The organism is Aneurinibacillus migulanus (assembly GCF_001274715.1).
GTDB lineage: Bacteria > Bacillota > Bacilli > Aneurinibacillales > Aneurinibacillaceae > Aneurinibacillus > Aneurinibacillus migulanus.
On the sequence record NZ_LGUG01000013.1, the window covers coordinates 142,292 to 160,158 of the forward strand.

Here is a 17,867-nt window from a genome sequence, read left to right on the forward strand (position 1 = left end):
TAGACTGAAGACAACCTCCCTTGCAGATGATGCTGTCAAGGGAGGTTGTTGTGTTATCGGTGTATTTTTGCATATATACATGTATCCCGCAATTCATCACCGCTTACCGCAACATGGTCATTCTGTAAAATACCTTCCAATCTAAATCCCAATCTTTCTGGAATTGCACGACTCTTTTCATTTTTAGAGTCACAGCGAATTTCTAATCTACGAGCTTTTAGTTTGTCGAAAGCAAAATCAGCAATTCCTTGTACGGCTTCAGTCATGTAACCATGTCCACTAAAACGTTTATCAATCCAATATCCGATTTCAAATTTTGGAACAGCCCAATCGATTCGATGTAGACCTGATGAAGCAATAAATTCACCTGTATCTTTAAGAAAAATAAGCAAACGTAAATCTTCACGTTTTAAAAAATTGGCGTGAGCTTCTCTAATATTTGTTTCAATGTCTTGTTCAGTTTGTTCTTTCTGTGCAAATGGCATCCAGGGTCTCAGCTCATCGATTGATGATTTTATTGCCATATATACTGCTTTACCGTCTCCTGGCCTCGGCATGCGAATCAATAATCTTTCAGTACAAAATTCAGTGGGAAAATCCAACAATAATGGATTCATAAACCCTGTCCGCCTCCCTTGGGATTTTTAGCAAAGAGTTTTTTTATATAAATACTTCAAAATATTGTACTTACCTTCTCCGCTGATGGAAATTTTACTTTATACTTTGCTTATAAAAATATTAAAAGACATATAGGGACGAAATACCAGCACAAAAAAGGAAGATGCAGGTAAAGAAATGGAGGAGTACGTATGACAAAGTTATTGATTGCTGACAGGGATCATAACGAAAGAACCGGAATAGGGTGGTTAGTTAATTCATACGGCATTCCGTTTGATCATGTGTTAATGGCCGGTACTATGCTTGATGTATTTCAAATCATAGAGTCAGACATGCCGGATGTTATTTGCATAGAGCTCGATATGATTCCGAGGGAAGCATGGGACGATTTTAAAGAACGAATAAGACAGTACAAACAAACTATTATTGTTACAACAACAGAAGCCACTTTTGAAAGAGCGATGCAAGGAATTGAACTGCATGCATATGATCTATGGATAAAGCCGCATTCACCCGACAGTATTCGGCGTGTGCTTGCACGATGTTGCAAAGCTGTGTCTCATATACACCAGGGTATAGAAATTAATGGTGAAGACGTGTCTTTATCTGCATTATCCTATCACTCCATCTTCCTTCCCCATAGGTCAACGGCAGATGATTGCTGGTTGCTGTTGTTACAGCTTGAGGAGACAGAGCAGCAGCCCAAACTGCTTAGCTTTTTGCAGGACTATCCATTTTATAATGAGCCGGTGCTGCTGCCGCTTAGCGATATGATTGTTTCAATTTTTACCCGTGAGCCGCAGCACTCGCTAGTATCACTAAAGAAAATGGGGAACCGGCTTCTTCAGGACTGGGAAGAGAAATTTACGGAACCGCTGTCACTTGTTATATATGATACGAATGATACATCCCTGTCGCTTCGCCAAAAATATCAATATGCCAGACAGGCGCTTGACATTCGGTTTTTTAAAGGCTACCGCCAGGTATCGGTTATCGAGGATAAGGTAGAGTGGCAAATTATCGACCCATTCTTAACGCCTGGAGAACAAAGAGAATGGATTGATATGTTGGGCGATGCTGATAGGGAGCAGCTTAAACAATGGATGTACAAAGAGTTTTTAAATAAGGAAGAGCCGTATCCTGAGACGGGACTGTTGCGGACACGTTTAACCAGCATTCTTGCCCAGGTTCGCCGTTTTATGAAGTCCCATTATTTAGATCAAGGCCGACTTGAAGAGCATTATCATCAGGTGTTTGAAACTATTTTGTATAACCCGATTTTGTACCGAATTGTACAGGAGTTTCTGTTGTTCTTATACGAAGTGCTTGATACGGCAAAAAAACACCAGGAGCATTCACGTACAGATATTATTGAACAGGCACTTCGTTACATAGAAGAGAATTATAATAACCCGCATCTTCGGCTTGAAGATGCTGCTGCCTATGTGGACCGGAGCCCGGCGTATTTCAGCTCGCTTCTGACAAAAAGGCGTGGACAGTCCTTTCGGCAGCTTGTAACTGCCGTTCGGATAAAGGAAGCCCAGCGTCTGCTTCTGGATACCAAATTATCAATCCAGGATGTTGCTGAAAAGACAGGATTCATCAATGCAAACTATTTCAGCAAAATTTTCAAAGAAAAAACTGGCTCTACCCCTCGAATATTTAGAAATCGAAAAAAATTATAGAAATATAAAGAAAATATAGTTTTAAGTTGAAAGCGCTGACAAAGCGCTTTCTTTTTTCTAAAGTAATTTTAAAAATTCAAAAATCAATCCTCTATTTTTATTATCTGTGTTTTTCTACACTTAAAGTATATAAAGTGAAACTTTAAAAGCGGGTGAAAATATGATGAACAATCAAACGGAGAGAAAAATTGAACATTATACAGGCTCGAAGCTTCATGCAAAAGGCTGGATTCAGGAAGCAGCATTACGCATGCTGTTAAACAATCTGCATGAAGATGTAGCAGAGCATCCGCAGAATCTGGTGGTATACGGCGGTATCGGAAAAGCTGCCCGGAACTGGGAATGCTTCGACTCAATTGTCGAGACGCTGAAGAACTTAGAAAATGATGAGACACTTCTTATCCAATCAGGAAAGCCTGTAGCTGTATTTAAATCCCATACGGACGCGCCTCGCGTATTGATTGCGAACTCTAATCTTGTTCCTGCATGGGCGAACTGGGATCACTTCCACGAGCTTGATAAAAAAGGATTGATGATGTACGGACAGATGACGGCGGGTAGTTGGATTTATATCGGCAGCCAGGGGATCGTTCAAGGAACGTATGAGACATTTGCAGAATGCGGACGTCAGCATTTCAATGGTACCTTGGAAGGCACCATTACTGTAACGGCAGGACTTGGTGGTATGGGTGGAGCACAGCCGCTTGCAGTCTCTTTAAACGGTGGGGTGAGCATCAATATTGAAGTGGACCCGACACGTATTCAGCGCAGGATCGATACACGATACCTGGATGTAATGACAGACAATCTGGATGAAGCCATCTCGATAGCCCTGAAGGCAAAAGAGGAGAAGAAAGGTCTCTCAATCGGACTGCTGGGCCATGCTTCTGATATGCTGAACCAGATGCTTGCAAAAGGATTCATTCCAGACGTTTTAACGGATCAGACATCCGCACATGATCCGCTTAACGGCTACATTCCAATAGGTATGAGCTTAGAGGAAGCGGCAGAGCTTCGCAAGCAGAACCCGAAAGCATATGAAGTGCAATCAAAAGCAAGCATCGCCGAGCATGTGCGTGCCATGCTGAAAATGCAGGAGCAGGGTGCGATTGCATTTGATTATGGTAACAATATTCGCCAGGTCGCAAAAGACGAGGGAGTAGAGAACGCCTTTAATTTCCCAGGCTTTGTACCAGCATATATTCGTCCACAATTTTGTGAAGGGAAAGGACCGTTCCGCTGGGTTGCGCTTTCAGGTGATCCAGAGGATATCTACAAAACAGATGAAGTCATTTTGCGCGAGTTCAGCTACAATACACACCTTTGCAACTGGATTAAAATGGCACGGGAACGCATTCAATTTCAGGGGCTTCCAGCGCGCATCTGCTGGCTAGGATATGGGGAGCGTGCAAAGTTTGGCAGAATTATCAATGAGATGGTAGCCAACGGGGAACTGAAGGCACCGATCGTTATCGGCCGTGATCACCTCGACTCTGGATCAGTGGCCTCACCAAACCGGGAAACAGAAGCAATGAAAGACGGAAGCGATGCGGTATCCGATTGGCCGATTCTTAATGCACTGATTAATAGCGTCGGCGGAGCGAGCTGGGTATCCGTCCATCATGGTGGCGGTGTTGGTATGGGCTATTCTCTGCACGCCGGAATGGTTATTGTTGCAGATGGAACGAAAGAAGCGGAGATGCGGTTGGAACGCGTTCTTACTACGGATCCGGGTATGGGCGTTGTCCGTCACGCAGATGCCGGCTATGACCTTGCGATTCAAACAGCAAAAGAAAAAGGTATCCATATACCTATGCTAAAATAGGAGGCTGATTATGAGCAAGAAAATAACATTCATTCGAAATGCCAGTCAACTGGTAACCCTTGCAGGCAGCTCAGATGCTCCTCTTACGGGAAAGAAGATGGATCAACTGAACATCATCGAAAACGGTGGTCTCTGGATCGAAGACGGCCTGATCGAGTACGTCGGAGTGGATGGGGAAGTTGCCGAGAGATATAAAGACCGGATTGGAGAAGCAGAAATCATTGACGCGACAGGTAAGCTTGTCACACCAGGCCTTGTTGATCCGCATACACACCTTGTGTATGCGGGCAGCCGTGAGAATGAATTTAACATGCGCCTGCAGGGTGCTACCTACATGGAGATTATGAATCAAGGCGGAGGCATTCATGCTACTACTTCCGCGACAAGGGAAGCGAGCCACGAAGTCCTTTTTGAAGAGGGGCGAAAAAGGCTGGATCAATTTCTGTTGCATGGTGTAACGACGATCGAAGCAAAAAGCGGATACGGACTTACCCTTGAGCACGAAATCAAGCAACTTGAAGTCGCAGGACAGCTGCATGAACAGCATCCGGTTGACATTGTCCGTACATTCATGGGTGCGCATGCCGTACCTTCCGAATATAAAGCTGATCCGGATGTGTTTGTTGATAAGGTCATTCATGAGATGATTCCTGAAGTGGCTCGCCGGAATCTAGCTGAGTTTAACGATGTATTCTGCGAACGGGGCGTGTTTACACCCGAACAATCCAAACGAATTCTGGAAGCCGGAATAAATCACGGCCTGCTTCCTAAAATTCATGCTGATGAAATCGAACCATATGAAGGAGCAGAATTGGCAGCTTCGATTGGAGCTGTGTCTGCTGACCATCTATTGCGGGCGTCAGATAAGGGTATCGCCATGATGGCGGAAGCGGGAGTTATCGCCGTTCTACTGCCGGGTACGGCTTTCTTCTTAATGGCGGAATCTGCCGATGGCCGCAAAATGATTGATGCAGGTGTTCCGGTGGCTCTCTCTACGGATTGCAATCCAGGGTCCTCTCCAACCGTTTCCACACCGCTCATCATGAACCTTGGCTGTCTGAGAATGGGTATGACATCGGCGGAAGTATTGACGGCTGCTACCATCAATGCAGCGCATGCGATTAAACGGGGAAAAGAAATTGGAAGCCTGGAAAAAGGAAAAAAAGCTGACATCGTCATTTTTGACGTACCGAATTATATGCAGCTTCAATATCGATATGGCGTTAATCATGCGCACACGGTACTTAAAGGCGGAGTAATTGTAGTGGATGCTGGAAGATTGGTTTGCAACAAACCCACCCGCATCCTTAACTAAAGTTGATGCTTATATCCCGTCTCTTTTTTGACGGGATATAAGCATCGAAAAAGCGTGCCGCTTCGCGGTAAATAAGGAGAAGAGAGTGATGGATAAAGACAATCTTAATCTAGTAACACCTGAAATTCCTCCAATTCAGATGAACGGCAAAGTGAGTGCTTATAAATTTTTCATTTTTAGCTTTCTTGGTATTTTTGCATTTTTTATTCCTATTACAATCGAAGGAAATTCGACGATTATCCTTGATCATATCGTTAATGCTATCAAGGCAGGTATGCCTTCTCTTCTGCCGTTTTATGCGCTGCTTGTTATTTTGCTAGGCTCCCTTTATCCATTTGTAAGCAGGACATGGAACAAGGACGGAGTAAGTATTGCATTTTCTTTCCTCAAAATTATAGGCTTCTTCGTGGCTGTTATGCTAGTATTTCATATCGGTCCAGCATGGCTGTTTGAGAAGGATATGGGGCCTTTTCTCTTAGATAAGCTCGTCATTCCAGTCGGGTTGCTTGTACCGATAGGTTCTGTTTTTTTAGCACTGCTTACAGGGTATGGCTTGTTGGAGTTCATCGGCGTATTGGTCCGCCCGATTATGCGCCCGATTTGGAAAACACCGGGCCGCTCGGCGGTTGACGCGGTTGCTTCATTCGTAGGAAGCTATTCCATTGGATTGCTGATTACCAATCGTGTTTTCAAGGAAGGAAAATATACGATAAAGGAAGCCTGTATTATTGCTACGGGGTTTTCCACCGTATCTACACCCTTCATGATTGTAGTGGCTAAGACACTGGATATTATGCCATACTGGAATCAATATTTCTGGACGACACTTGTTATTACCTTTATTGTTACAGCCATTACGGTGCGTATTCGTCCGCTCAGCCGAAAAAGCGATACGTATTATACGGAAAAAGGTGATCCGGAACCGGAGTATAAGGACGAACTGCTCAAGTCAGCCTGGAATGAAGGGATGAAAGGAGCACATGGAGCACCGAGTCTGCTTGTCAATATCACACAGAATTTTAAAGATGGTTTCGTAATGACGATGGGGATTCTTCCATCAATTATGTCCATCGGTTTACTTGGCCTGGTGCTTGCAAAATATACACCGCTGTTCGATATCATCGGATATGCATTCTATCCGTTCGCTTTGCTAGTGCAAATACCTGAACCAATGCTAGCTTCGAAAGCGCTTTCGGTTGGAATTGCTGAAATGTTTCTGCCGGCCCTTGTTGTAGCCAGTGCGCCGCTAGTAACCAAGTTTGTTATTGCTGTTGTTTCGGTCTCGTCCGTTCTTTTCTTCTCGGCATCCATTCCATGCATTTTGTCTACTGAGATTCCAATTAGCATTCCACAGCTTATTATTGTATGGTTCCAGCGGACACTCCTTACATTCTTGCTTGTAACACCGATTGCTTTTTTGTTGTTTTGACGAACGGATAATTATAGATAAAAATGAGCAGCTGGCCTTTTTAGGTTTGCTGCTCATTTTTCATATATAAGACTTATAGCTACATAAAATGGAGAGAAACAGTTAAAGCATTTATCGTGCTTATAGATGAAGTGCAGGACATTACTCAGGAATGTAAGCAGTTCCTTAAAGAGAAGTTGGCTGGTTACAAAATTTCGAAATTATACGAAGTGCTTCCACAACTGCCGCGAAATGCAACGGGCAAGATTCTTAAAAATGCACTACGTCAAACGACAGAAGTGAAAAGGAGTGTATGAGCATGAATTTATTTCGAGAGGATCCAAATCTGGCGTTTATTTTAAAGCAATACCTTGATGGTGAAATGTATGCATGGGCAGAACAGGAATTGAACGAATTCGGCGAAAGATGCGGGACGGATATTGATCGTCGAGCTGCGCATACCGATCGGGAGGGTCAGCCCAGACTGATTAAATACGATAAATTCGGTGATGATATCTCGGAAGTGTGGGTGAATGAAGGATACAGGCAGACTATCGCCGAGACGTATAACCGCGGGATCGTTGGGTATGTGCACAAAGAAATTCCGGAACTTGGGCGTAAAGGAGGCTATATGTATTCCTATGCGCAAGGTTATTTGCTATCGCAGGCGGAGCCGGGCTTTTATTGTCCCGTTACATTAACGATGGCCACGGCATACTTACTGGATCAGTATGCGGACGAGGGGGTAAAACAAAAATTTCTGCCGCATGTCGTCTCTACCGGAGAAACTGAACTATTTGAGGGGGCGACATTCCTGACGGAGCGCCAGGGTGGCTCGGACGTGGGAGCCAACGAGGTGAAAGCGCTACTGAACGGTGAGCGATATAAGTTGTATGGCGAGAAGTACTTTGCAAGCAATGCCGGAATGTGTGGTGTCGCGATGGTGCTGGCACGGAGGGAAGGAGCGCCGGAAGGTACGAAGAGACTAAGTCTGTTTGCCGTACCGTGGCGTAAGGAAGATGGCTCTGTTAATGGACTCCAGCTTCGCCGCTTGAAAGATAAGCTCGGCGTACGCGCCGTACCTTCTGGGGAGGTAGTATTTGAAGGAGCAGACGCCTATCTGGTGGGTGATCCGACTAAGGGATTCTATTATATGATGGAAGCGTTAAACTTATCTCGTGTGTGTAATGCAATAGCATCTATCGGAATTATGCAGCGGGCTTTTCTCGAAGCGAAAAAGTATGCTTATAAACGTAATGCATTTGGGAAGCGGTTGGCAGATTTTCCGATGGTGAAAGAGACGCTTGCTGATATGGCAGTTAAGCAGGAGGTAGAAGCGAGTGCCATTTTCTCCATTATTCCTCTATTCGAGCGAGTGATGCTGAAGAAAGAACAGATGTCCACAGATGATGTGGCAATGAACCGCCTATTAATCGCACTGCTTAAAATGGAAACAGCCGAACAGGCCATCCGTTTTGCACACGAAGCGATTGAGATGCATGGAGGGAACGGATATATCGAAGATTTCGTGACACCGCGCCTTCTACGCGACGCGCAAGTATTGACTGTGTGGGAGGGAACCGCTAATATTCTAGGACTTGAAGTGCTGCGACTGATTCATAAGTATAATGTGCATCATGCGTTTACAAAGCGGATGCGCGAAGAGATGAAAGCACTGCCTGAACAGTGGCGAAATCAAAAAGCGGTAATTGAACAGGGAATAAGGCAATTGGAAGGAGCGGTTGCCATCCTGGCTAGAGAGTCGAATGATATACAGACGTTTCATTGTAAGAGAGTAGCTCGTCTGATGACAAAAATCTACGAAAGTGTTATTGCGCTCAAAGATGCCGTCATCGGTGGTGAGAGAAAGCAGATTATCGCGGACATTTATTTACGTAACGCTTGGGAAGGCAAAGAAGTCGATCTAGAGATGCTTCAGGTCCGGTATTTTGATGTACTTATGAATGAGGGCGTGCAAGTAGGCACATAAACTTTTTGATATTTAGTATCGACCTCGTTAGGAAGTATGCGCATCTTATAATAGTATATTGAAAATTTAGAATTTATGTATTAATATAAGGGTAATAAGTGCATACGAATGGCAAAGGCGCCTATCAACTTGTATAAATGTACAGTTGAGGCGCCTTTTGTCGTGTTTTGGAACAATACCATCTAGCAATACTGTTTATCCAACAACACCCTTGGGTCAACAATTCAAAAACGAGAGGAGAAAGTAACTAATGGTTCATAAAAGAAAGCAAGTGAAAAAAATAATTGCGGGTGCTGTAATAGGCACGCTCCTTCTTTCCGTACCGGTAAGCGGTGTTCTAGCAGCTAATATGCAATCACCGATCCTAACGAACTCCCAGGCACATGCCAATACGACAGCGGTTCAAATGTTGGACCCGGGAAAATGGGCGCTAAGAAACTATGCTGCTGTACAAGATTTAATAGAAAGGTATGGAATAAAAAGCTCTACATATAATTCTGACAAGAAACCTTATGTTATATTTGATTGGGATAATACGAGTATTATGAATGATACAGAAGAAGCTTTGTTTATTTATATGATGGATCATCTGACTTTTAAGCTAACACCGGAGGAATTTACCAAAGTTATTAAAACCAACGTTCCAGAAGGAGCTTTTTCAGAGGAATATAAGAACACAAAGGGCGAGCGAATTACGCTTGCTGCTATTAGTAAAGACTTGAGTCGTGATTATGAGTACCTCTATAGCCATTATGAAGGGCTTAAAGGAACACAATCATTAGAGACGGTGCAGGCTAGCGATCAATTTAAGGATTTTAAAGCGAAATTGTACTTCTTATATGAAGCGATTAATGGTACATACGATACAAGCGTAGGATACCCGTGGGTCCTCTATTTTTTTGCAAATATGACGACAGAAGAAGTTCAGCGGCTTGCAGAAGCTTCGAACGACTATAACTTGGGTGGGGCTCTTTCAAAGATAAAAATGGCAAGCCCGGAATCCATGGCAGGTGAAGCTGGACCAGTAAGCGTCTCCTATACAAGTGGCTTGCGACTTACGCCTGAAATTGCAAACTTGATGCATACATTTAGGGAGAATGGAATCGATGTATATGTCGTATCCGCTTCAATGAAAGAGGTTGTGGAAGTTTTTGCGACGAATCCTAAGTACGGCTATAATCTGCCGAAAGAAAACGTCATTGGAATAAGGCTCAAAAAAAGCGGGGATACGTATCTGCCTGCATTACGGACAGATTGGCCTCTTACCGTAAATCATGGAAAGACGGAAGTCATCCAAAAAGAAATCGCTGACAAACGAGGATACGGTCCTTTGTTTGTGGCTGGTGACAGCAACGGAGATTATGAAATGATGACCGAATTTCCAGATACTGAGCTTGTATTAATTATTAACCGAGCAAAGGGTGGAAAAGTTGGTAAAGTCTCTGCCATAGCCGCTTCTGAAATGGAGAAGAAGAATCCGAAGTTTATCCTACAAGGCCACGACGAAAATACCGGGCAATGGATACCGACCGAGTATACGATTACATTGGGATCAACAGAAAAAGTGCTGTTGGCTGCACCAAAATAATGAACAGATGTGGCTCCAATCATTAGGATATTATAAATAAGCTGAACGTTCGTGATGTTCCGGTTCCTTTTGCAGGAAGCGGAACTTTTTTAATTTTTTGCTTTTTTTGTTCTGTATTGACGAACATTCGTGTTATTGGTACATTGTTCTCCATACATTTTCAAAATATAAGAGTACACCTTGTATATGTTCGGGAATATGGCCCGGACGTTTCTACCGGGCTTCCGTAAAAAGCTTGACTACAGGGGATAACGAGAAAAAGTGGGGAGCAGGTATGTTGCTCTTCGGATTTTTCCACATCCCTTTGTATTGAAAGCTTTGGCGAAGTCACAGATGGCTTGCCAGAGCTTTTTTATTTATATGGAGAAAATGGCTGGAGGAAACAGGATGAAGAAGTTTTTTGGATTTGAGGAACGGGGAACAACCTACAGAAAAGAAACGGTCGCCGGGATTACGACATTTCTTTCAATGGCATACATTCTGGTGGTGAACCCGATTATACTCAGCGAGGCAGGCATGGACAGGGGGGCAGTATTTACTGCTACTGCAGTAACGGCCATTCTCGGAACCCTATTGATGGGGATACTGGCTAATTATCCGATTGGAATTGCGTCAAGTATGGGTCTGAATTCATTTTTTACGTATTCGGTAGTTATTGGCATGGGTATTCCCTGGCAAACCGCATTGACCGGCGTTCTGGTATCCGGGGTGCTGTTTGTTATTTTAAGCGTGCTGAAAATTCGGGAAAAAATCATTAATGTGATTCCTCAGGATTTGAAATATGCGATCGCCGGAGGGATCGGTTTTTTCGTTACATTTATCGGATTGAAAAGCGCTGGTATCATACAGAAGAACGAAGCGACATTCATTTCGCTTGGAAATTTAAAGTCGGCACCGACGCTGCTGGCGATTTTTGGTTTTATTGTTACGGTTGTTTTACTTATTAGAAATGTACAGGGCGGAATTTTCTACGGCATGATTATCTCAGCTATCGTCGGTATGCTGTTTGGCCTCATTGAGGTTCCAGATAGCATCGTCGGTACGATTCCAAGTCTTGCGCCGACATTTGGTGTCGCGTTTGAACATGTGCCTGATGTATTGTCGCCGGAGTTACTGACGGTAATTTTTACATTTTTGTTCGTCGGATTTTTCGATACTGCCGGTACGTTAATTGCTGTCGCTAGTCAGGCGGGTATCATTAAGGATAATCAGATTCCAAATGCAGGCCGGGCGCTTCTCGCGGATTCCTCCGCCTCTGTCATCGGATCAGTGCTTGGTACATCGACGACAGCATCCTTTATTGAATCGTCGGCAGGAATTGCGGTGGGTGGTCGAACAGGCTTTGCGTCGCTTGTTATTGCAGGCTGCTTCACATTAGCGTTGTTTTTCTCGCCGGTATTATCCGTTATTACCGGGGAGGTGACGGCACCTGCACTGATTATCGTCGGGGCCATGATGGCGTCCGAAATCCGTCACATTAATTGGAACAGGCTCGATATTGTCATCCCTTCGTTCGTGACGATTATTATGATGCCTCTTACGTTTAGTGTGGCGACTGGAATTGCGCTTGGCTTCATCCTGTATCCGATTACGATGCTGGCATTGAAGCGTCCGGGTCAGGTACATCCGATTATGTATGTCTTGTCTGTGATTTTTATTGCCTATTTTGCTTATGTATCGTGATATTTGATGATTATAGTCATAAAAAATAGAAGCAGGAATTAGTCAATTGGACTGTTCCTGCTTTCTTTTTTGTTTATTAATTTAATAAATATAGTAACTTGACAAATGTAAGTTTAGAACGTTATTATTCTTATATAACATTCGCTATAAACCTAAGGAATAAACATGAAATGTAGTGATGAAATGAAAATAGATGTGTATTCACCCAATCAACAAGCGGTAGGAGCATTTGATGGCGGAAAAATAACCGAGCAAAAACCGATTGGATTTCCTGGAGAGAATTCTGTTGTAAAGCGTGTAGGACCTTTATTTTATTGGGCATGGTTCCATACAAAAACCGAAGGATTTATTCCAGAGCATCCCCATCAAGCGTTTGAGATTATCACGTATGTTGTTCAAGGAAAAGCGGAGCATGGAGATTCATTAGGAACGAGGAGCGTAGTAGAGGCAGGAGGAGCTCAGGTCATGCAGACCGGTTCCGGAGCTTATCATGAGGAGCGGTTTATCGGGCCAGATATGGAAGGGTTTCAGATTTGGTTTGAACCGTATCTGAAAGAAGCGTTGAAAAGAAACCCAACGTATAACCAATATGAGCATGAAGCGTTTCCTCTTGTTGTTCAGAATGGGTATCAAGTGAAGACAGTTATTGGCGAAGGAGCGCCCATTCACCTAGTTGCAGACGTCAAAATGTGGGACATCCGGGTAAAACCAGGTATGGTATATAATCATACAATTCCTGCCGGTTACTCTGTAGCAGCGTTAGCAATTAGAGGAGACGGGGCATGGCAAGAAAAAGAGACCACTGCTTCGTTTCAACAAAAAGACTTTATCACTCTGAGTACTGAGGTGGAAACGGAAGCGGCATTACAAGCAGGTACAGAGCGTGAGTTACAGATAATCCTTATTCAAGTGCCTATGGAAACGGACTATCCTCTTTATCCAAAAAGATAATAAGCACATTACTTTCGTATTCCTTGTAAAACAGTCAATCTGATTCAAGCAGAGTGGCTGTTTTTTGTTTGTGTTAATGCGCTTTCCCTCATTATATGACATTACACTTACAGGAATAGCATGTAGTATACTTTATACGCACCGTTCGAGTGGATTTAGTGTTGTGTTACGTATTGGTGTGTATGTAGTTTAAAAGTGGCATGAACGAAGGAGTGAAATACACAGTGGAGATTGATGTATATACATTACATGCTTTTGCGAAAGAGAAACATGGAGGGAATCCTGCAGGGGTTGTTTTGCATGCGGATGTTATGACAGAAAAGGAAATGCAGAAGGTAGCACACATGATAGGCTTTTCCAAAACTGCTTTTGTCCAGAAATCGAGTCAAGCAGATTATAAATTGAGATTTTTTACTCCGAACAGTGAGGTTGATGTGTGCGGACACGCCACCATTGCGACCTTTCACCTCATGTTGTCTCAAAACGTAATTCGTTGTGGAACATATACGTTAGAAACAGGGGCGGGAATATTAGAAGTAAATATACAGGAAGATGGTAATGTTTTTCTTGCGCAGGCTCTCCCGCAATTTTATGAAGAAGTTGATAAACAGGAGATTGCGAACTCCTTAGGCACTGGTATGGGCGATTTTGTTGAAGATTTGCCTGTACAGGTTGTTTCTACAGGATTGCGGGATATATTGGTGCCTCTTAAAAGTATAGATGCTTTGCATCAGGTTCATCCCGATTTCGATCGAATCGCTCATGTCAGTAGAGAATATGACGCGCTTGGTTACCATGTATTTACGTTAGAGACGAAGAGCAAGGCGATTGCCCAGTGCAGGAATTTTGCTCCGCTGGTGGATATTCCAGAGGAGAGTGCTACAGGAACATCTACTGGCGCACTCAGTTGTTATTTACATAAGTACGGAAAGTTTACGGATAAGCAATGGCACGATTTGACTTTTGAGCAGGGCTATACAATGCAGCGCCCCTCTGAAATTAAAGCCAGATTATGTATTGATGCAAGCAAACAGATTCGTAAAGTAGAAGTAGGCGGGATGGCCGTAAATACGGGATTGAGAAAAGTAAAATTATCCCGGTTCAATGGACAGTAAATCTCTGTTGATGGAAGTTTTATGTTATAACGCACAGAGATGAATAAATAATCAACACCCCTGGTATCCATAGATGGATAGAAAAGAATGACGCGTACGGCATGCATCTTGTTACTTCCAATCTATGGATAATCAACAGGTGGTGTCATCTGTATGTGATATGTCTTCTTTATTCCGCTTCTGACACAACAGTGAATCGTTCGTTCAGGTGTTGTGGATTTTCGATTTCATCCAGGACAGCAATCGCATAGTCCGCATAGCTTACATAGCTTTGTCCTTTAGAGTTCACAAGCAACTGGTCTTTACCTGTTTGATAAGAGCCTGTTCTTTTTCCTTGTGGGTCAAAGAATGCAGAAGGGCTGAGAAATGTCCATGTAATAGAATCAGTTTGCTGCAAAATCTCCAGATTTTTTCCTTGGTTCTTCGCTGTTGGAAGATATTCTTTAGGGAAATCGGGTGTATTGAATACTTGTGTGGTTTTCGCCTCGTCCACAAATAAACTTCCTGCGCCACCTATGACAATTAGTCTTGTTTTTGGAGCGTTTTTAAGAGCGTCGATGAGTACGTTCCCGGCATCTACATGAAGGTGCTCTTGTCCTGCGGGTGCCCCAAAAGCATTAACAACCACATCGAATGCTTTAAGATCATCTGAAGTAATATCAAAAATGTCTTTTTCTAGTACGGCTATATTGCTATCTGTAATTTTAGAAGCGTTTCTTACAATAGCTGTTACATTGTGGCCTCTTTCAACCGCTTCTTTCATAATTAGGTTTCCTGCTTTACCACTTGCTCCGATAATTCCGATTTTCATTGTTGGTACCTCCAATTTTACTTTTTGTAACATAATCGGTTACAGGTTAGGGGTGAAAAGACATCTCTTTTATGTAAAGAGATGTTGTAAAATGTCTTCAACCGATTTGTTTGCCAATTCGTTTTCTAGCGCTCTTTGGGCATCAAAAAATACATCCTCTAGTGTTGATTGAATATTTTTTCCGATAGGACACATAGGGTTGGGTTGTTCATGAATCGCAAATAATTCATCCTGTATCTGAACGGCTTTATACACCTCTAATAAAGAGATATCGGAAGGTTTTCTGGCTAAAGCAGTTCCTGCAACTCCGGCGCGTGTTTTCAGTATGCCTGCTTTTTTCAGCATGCTCATTATGCGTCGAATAACGACCGGATTGGTATTTACACTGCCTGCAATATAGTCGGAAGTGATTTGTTTGCCCGGATTAGAAGCGATTAGAGAAAGTATATGAATGGCGACAGCGAGACGGCTATTAACCAATTCTTTCACCCTCTTCTGTAACCATTATAGTTACAACTTGAAATCTTGTCAACTCATTTGGTTCTATACGTCTGTTTCTATTGTGTGTATCTCTATGATGCGTCACATTATCCCTCCGTATACATTTTGCTGGTTAAAAGAATTTTACCTGTGTTTTCATGAGATTCAGCTGCTTGAACTGCTTTTGTAACATCCGAAAGATCAAACTGCAGGCTAGGTGCCATAAGCTTCAATTGCTTGTTATGAATCAGTTCAATAACACGGCGAAATGTCGCCTGCCAAATCTGCGCAGAAGCTTGCTCATTCCAATGCCGCAAATGAAACATCCTAACATTCACTTGTGTATTTTCTATAATTTTTGACCAATTAATAGGTATTCCTGAGAGTAGCCCGATACTTAATAAGGACCCATTCGGACGAACGCAATATGCTGCATCTATACCTGCTGATCCACCTATGGAATCAATAGCCGCTTTGACCCCGCGTCCGTGCGTTATTTCCATAACTGCAGGGTATAACGATGTATTTGATGTATTAATTACGTGTGAGGCACCAAGTCTAATCAAGTCTTCTGTATAAGCCTCGCTGCGTGTTACAGCAATCAGTCTAAACCTGAGAACAGCAGATAATTGAGCGAAAATACGACCGATGGAAGAACCGCAAGCATTCACAAGCACATCATCACCCGGTTGCAATCCCAATACTTCTGTACAAGTAAGCCATGCCGTTATCGGATTGATATATAATTGTGCAGCAGTAGCATTATTAATAAAGTCGGGAATCGGAACAGCCAATTCCGCAGATGTTTTGACAAACTCTTGCCAGGTACCTTCGCCCCGTAAAGGCAAAACACGTGTGCCAATAAGTGATTTGGAAACGGAAGGACCTACTTCCTCGACGATACCAACCCCCTCATAGCCTGGAATGGTAGGTAGACCGATACGATGAGAATATGCACCCTTAATAGGTATTAGATCGGAAGGATTGATTGGGCGAGCGATCATACGTACCAGGACTTCGCCGGTTCCAGGACTTTGCACATTTCTATCTTCGACTTGTAGAACGTGTTGTGGCTCCCCAAACTTATGGAATCTAACACATTTGGCTTTCAATATAATACTCCCCTTTACTCTGGCGATTATTGTAATCCTATCAGAACCTATATAGATTACACTTGATATTTTGACAATGGAGTGTGGTTGGAAATAGGAGATTCGGAAAAAAGAAGAGGTTGGATGCGCCCTGCGCTCCAGCAGAAGAAAGGCAATCTTTGTCCGACCGCTCCCGCCCACCGTCCTTTCTTCTCTTCTTACCTCCCACCATAAACATTTGTCGATTTATCAAATCAGATGTATATAATTTTAGTCTATCTTCATGTTAAATTTAAGATAGGGTTTTTAGTTTTACGCATTGTGCTCAAATAGTTAGTAAGGCAGCTAAATAAAGAAGCTATTGATACTAAATCATTGTTAATGACACTATTTATTAGTTAATTATACCTAATTAGGTAAAGAGGAGAAGAGAAGAGAATAGTATGAGTAGAATTGCAAAGACACCTCAACCGCCATATTATTCAGTTATTTTTATCTCTGAACGAACAGAAGGAGATAATGGTTATGAGAAAATGGCAGATAAAATGGTTGAATTGGCTTCACAACAAAAAGGGTTTTTAGGTGTTGAAAGTGTTAGAGATGAGACAGGTCTAGGAATCACTGTTTCTTACTGGGATTCCCTAGAGGCAATAAAAAATTGGAAAGAGGATTCAACTCACAAAGTTGCGCAAGAGAAAGGCAAAACAGATTGGTATAAAAACTTTGCATTGAGAGTATGTAAGGTTGAGCGAGATAGCTTTTCTTGAAGAGGATGATAGAAATGGATATAGCGATACAGCAAGCTATGGACAGGCATAGAATTGTGGGATTAGCCGCAGCGGTAGTAGACAGATGGAGCTTGGTATGGCTAGGTAGCTTCGGCTTGGCGGATATAGAGAGAATGATACCCATTACCGATTCCACGTTGTTTCTGCCGCCTCCATTTCCAAAACAGTAACCGCTACTGCACTTATGCAGCTCTGGGAACAAGGCTTATGCGATCAGGATGGCAATATCGGGGAGTATTTAGGGTACGAGGTTCGCCATCCGCTTTACAGGATGTATATGCCGACTTTGCGATCGTATCCCGGCACGAGAATCCTCCTTCTCTTGATTTGCGACAATTGTTGATACCAGGCGGCACGTGCTATACAGAGCGCTTATGAGGCACGTATCCGCCGGCAGTTATCGATTATAGCGGATACATTCCTGGAACGACCGGAGCGATTTTTGGTCCGCAAGGTGGGGTGCGTACGAGCGCCTCTGATTTGAGCAAGTTTATGCGGGATCATATGCATGATGGTGAA

Annotated in this window: 17 protein-coding genes, 1 pseudogene and 1 riboswitch; of the genes and pseudogenes, 13 read left to right on the forward strand and 5 right to left on the reverse strand. The window is 43.1% G+C overall.

What is annotated here, in order from left to right; all coding sequences use genetic code 11:
* Positions 1 to 53: 53 nt before the first annotated feature.
* Positions 54 to 617, reverse strand: a complete 564-nt coding sequence (locus AF333_RS29820) for a GNAT family N-acetyltransferase (protein ID WP_043063561.1) — start codon at positions 615 to 617, stop codon at positions 54 to 56.
* A 192-nt stretch (positions 618 to 809) separates the two neighbouring features.
* Between AF333_RS29820 and AF333_RS29825 the strand changes: the two genes are divergently transcribed.
* The 10 genes from AF333_RS29825 (at position 810) to AF333_RS29870 (ending at position 14,178) form a co-directional block, all read left to right on the forward strand.
* On the forward strand, positions 810 to 2,303 hold the full coding sequence (locus AF333_RS29825; protein ID WP_043063562.1) for a response regulator transcription factor: 1,494 nt from the start codon (positions 810 to 812) through the stop codon (positions 2,301 to 2,303).
* Positions 2,304 to 2,463: 160 nt separating this feature from the next.
* Positions 2,464 to 4,128: a urocanate hydratase gene (gene hutU / locus AF333_RS29830; RefSeq protein WP_043063563.1), complete on the forward strand. Its 1,665-nt coding sequence runs from the start codon at positions 2,464 to 2,466 to the stop codon at positions 4,126 to 4,128.
* Positions 4,129 to 4,138: 10 nt separating this feature from the next.
* Positions 4,139 to 5,443 carry an imidazolonepropionase gene (gene hutI, locus AF333_RS29835; RefSeq protein WP_043063564.1) on the forward strand — a complete coding sequence of 435 codons (1,305 nt, stop codon included), beginning with the start codon at positions 4,139 to 4,141 and terminating at the stop codon, positions 5,441 to 5,443.
* Between the two features lie 88 nt (positions 5,444 to 5,531).
* Entirely contained in the window at positions 5,532 to 6,872 is a 1,341-nt protein-coding gene (locus tag AF333_RS29840) for a YjiH family protein (RefSeq protein WP_052811680.1), read from the forward strand.
* Between the two features lie 83 nt (positions 6,873 to 6,955).
* On the forward strand, positions 6,956 to 7,168 hold the full coding sequence (locus AF333_RS29845) for an AMP-binding enzyme (protein ID WP_255322245.1): 213 nt from the start codon (positions 6,956 to 6,958) through the stop codon (positions 7,166 to 7,168).
* 2 nt (positions 7,169 to 7,170) lie between these two features.
* A complete protein-coding gene (locus AF333_RS29850; protein ID WP_043063566.1) occupies positions 7,171 to 8,841 on the forward strand; it encodes an acyl-CoA dehydrogenase family protein in 1,671 nt (556 codons plus the stop codon).
* Between the two features lie 250 nt (positions 8,842 to 9,091).
* Complete coding sequence (locus tag AF333_RS29855; RefSeq protein ID WP_043063567.1) at positions 9,092 to 10,429, forward strand: haloacid dehalogenase-like hydrolase; 1,338 nt, start codon at positions 9,092 to 9,094, stop codon at positions 10,427 to 10,429.
* Positions 10,430 to 10,589: 160 nt separating this feature from the next.
* A riboswitch (purine riboswitch) is annotated at positions 10,590 to 10,691 on the forward strand.
* A gap of 125 nt (positions 10,692 to 10,816) precedes the next feature.
* A complete protein-coding gene (locus tag AF333_RS29860) occupies positions 10,817 to 12,112 on the forward strand; it encodes an NCS2 family permease (protein ID WP_043063610.1) in 1,296 nt (431 codons plus the stop codon).
* A gap of 183 nt (positions 12,113 to 12,295) precedes the next feature.
* Positions 12,296 to 13,063, forward strand: a complete 768-nt coding sequence (locus AF333_RS29865) for a pirin family protein (RefSeq protein WP_043063611.1) — start codon at positions 12,296 to 12,298, stop codon at positions 13,061 to 13,063.
* Between the two features lie 200 nt (positions 13,064 to 13,263).
* Positions 13,264 to 14,178: a PhzF family phenazine biosynthesis protein gene (locus tag AF333_RS29870; protein ID WP_321167199.1), complete on the forward strand. Its 915-nt coding sequence runs from the start codon at positions 13,264 to 13,266 to the stop codon at positions 14,176 to 14,178.
* Between the two features lie 169 nt (positions 14,179 to 14,347).
* On the opposite strand, the gene AF333_RS29875 is transcribed toward AF333_RS29870, so the two are convergent.
* The 4 genes from AF333_RS29875 to AF333_RS36510 form a co-directional block, all read right to left on the reverse strand.
* On the reverse strand, positions 14,348 to 14,989 hold the full coding sequence (locus AF333_RS29875; protein ID WP_043063569.1) for an NAD(P)-dependent oxidoreductase: 642 nt from the start codon (positions 14,987 to 14,989) through the stop codon (positions 14,348 to 14,350).
* 69 nt (positions 14,990 to 15,058) lie between these two features.
* Positions 15,059 to 15,469 (reverse strand): Rrf2 family transcriptional regulator, encoded by a 411-nt coding sequence (locus AF333_RS29880; RefSeq protein ID WP_043063570.1) that lies wholly within the window; start codon positions 15,467 to 15,469, stop codon positions 15,059 to 15,061.
* 107 nt (positions 15,470 to 15,576) lie between these two features.
* Positions 15,577 to 16,581 carry a zinc-dependent alcohol dehydrogenase family protein gene (locus AF333_RS29885; RefSeq protein WP_043063571.1) on the reverse strand — a complete coding sequence of 335 codons (1,005 nt, stop codon included), beginning with the start codon at positions 16,579 to 16,581 and terminating at the stop codon, positions 15,577 to 15,579.
* A gap of 40 nt (positions 16,582 to 16,621) precedes the next feature.
* Positions 16,622 to 16,813: a hypothetical protein gene (locus AF333_RS36510; RefSeq protein WP_235497060.1), complete on the reverse strand. Its 192-nt coding sequence runs from the start codon at positions 16,811 to 16,813 to the stop codon at positions 16,622 to 16,624.
* 190 nt (positions 16,814 to 17,003) lie between these two features.
* Between AF333_RS36510 and AF333_RS29890 the strand changes: the two genes are divergently transcribed.
* The 3 genes and pseudogenes from AF333_RS29890 to AF333_RS33285 all read left to right on the forward strand — a co-directional run bounded on the left by AF333_RS29890 (position 17,004) and on the right by AF333_RS33285 (position 17,726).
* Positions 17,004 to 17,327: an antibiotic biosynthesis monooxygenase family protein gene (locus AF333_RS29890; protein ID WP_043063572.1), complete on the forward strand. Its 324-nt coding sequence runs from the start codon at positions 17,004 to 17,006 to the stop codon at positions 17,325 to 17,327.
* Positions 17,328 to 17,365: 38 nt separating this feature from the next.
* Positions 17,366 to 17,529: pseudogene (locus AF333_RS33280) on the forward strand (serine hydrolase); the annotation flags it as partial.
* A gap of 26 nt (positions 17,530 to 17,555) precedes the next feature.
* The gene (locus AF333_RS33285) at positions 17,556 to 17,726 is read left to right on the forward strand and encodes a hypothetical protein (protein ID WP_235356560.1); all 171 of its coding nucleotides are present in this window, start codon (positions 17,556 to 17,558) and stop codon (positions 17,724 to 17,726) included.
* Positions 17,727 to 17,867: the final 141 nt, after the last annotated feature.

What these genes read in the sequence shown, in the direction of transcription:
- AF333_RS29840 (WP_052811680.1), top strand. Translation starts at nt 5,532, where the DNA reads ATGGATAAAGACAATCTTAATCTAGTAACACCTGAAATTCCTCCAATT.
- AF333_RS33285 (WP_235356560.1), top strand. Translation starts at nt 17,556, where the DNA reads ATGCGATCAGGATGGCAATATCGGGGAGTATTTAGGGTACGAGGTTCG.
- AF333_RS29860 (WP_043063610.1), top strand. Translation starts at nt 10,817, where the DNA reads ATGAAGAAGTTTTTTGGATTTGAGGAACGGGGAACAACCTACAGAAAA.
- AF333_RS29825 (WP_043063562.1), top strand. Translation starts at nt 810, where the DNA reads ATGACAAAGTTATTGATTGCTGACAGGGATCATAACGAAAGAACCGGA.
- AF333_RS29865 (WP_043063611.1), top strand. Translation starts at nt 12,296, where the DNA reads ATGAAAATAGATGTGTATTCACCCAATCAACAAGCGGTAGGAGCATTT.
- AF333_RS29850 (WP_043063566.1), top strand. Translation starts at nt 7,171, where the DNA reads ATGAATTTATTTCGAGAGGATCCAAATCTGGCGTTTATTTTAAAGCAA.
- AF333_RS29870 (WP_321167199.1), top strand. Translation starts at nt 13,264, where the DNA reads ATGAACGAAGGAGTGAAATACACAGTGGAGATTGATGTATATACATTA.
- AF333_RS29875 (WP_043063569.1), bottom strand. Translation starts at nt 14,989, where the DNA reads ATGAAAATCGGAATTATCGGAGCAAGTGGTAAAGCAGGAAACCTAATT.
- AF333_RS29820 (WP_043063561.1), bottom strand. Translation starts at nt 617, where the DNA reads ATGAATCCATTATTGTTGGATTTTCCCACTGAATTTTGTACTGAAAGA.
- AF333_RS29890 (WP_043063572.1), top strand. Translation starts at nt 17,004, where the DNA reads ATGAGTAGAATTGCAAAGACACCTCAACCGCCATATTATTCAGTTATT.
- hutU (WP_043063563.1), top strand. Translation starts at nt 2,464, where the DNA reads ATGATGAACAATCAAACGGAGAGAAAAATTGAACATTATACAGGCTCG.
- AF333_RS29855 (WP_043063567.1), top strand. Translation starts at nt 9,092, where the DNA reads ATGGTTCATAAAAGAAAGCAAGTGAAAAAAATAATTGCGGGTGCTGTA.
- hutI (WP_043063564.1), top strand. Translation starts at nt 4,139, where the DNA reads ATGAGCAAGAAAATAACATTCATTCGAAATGCCAGTCAACTGGTAACC.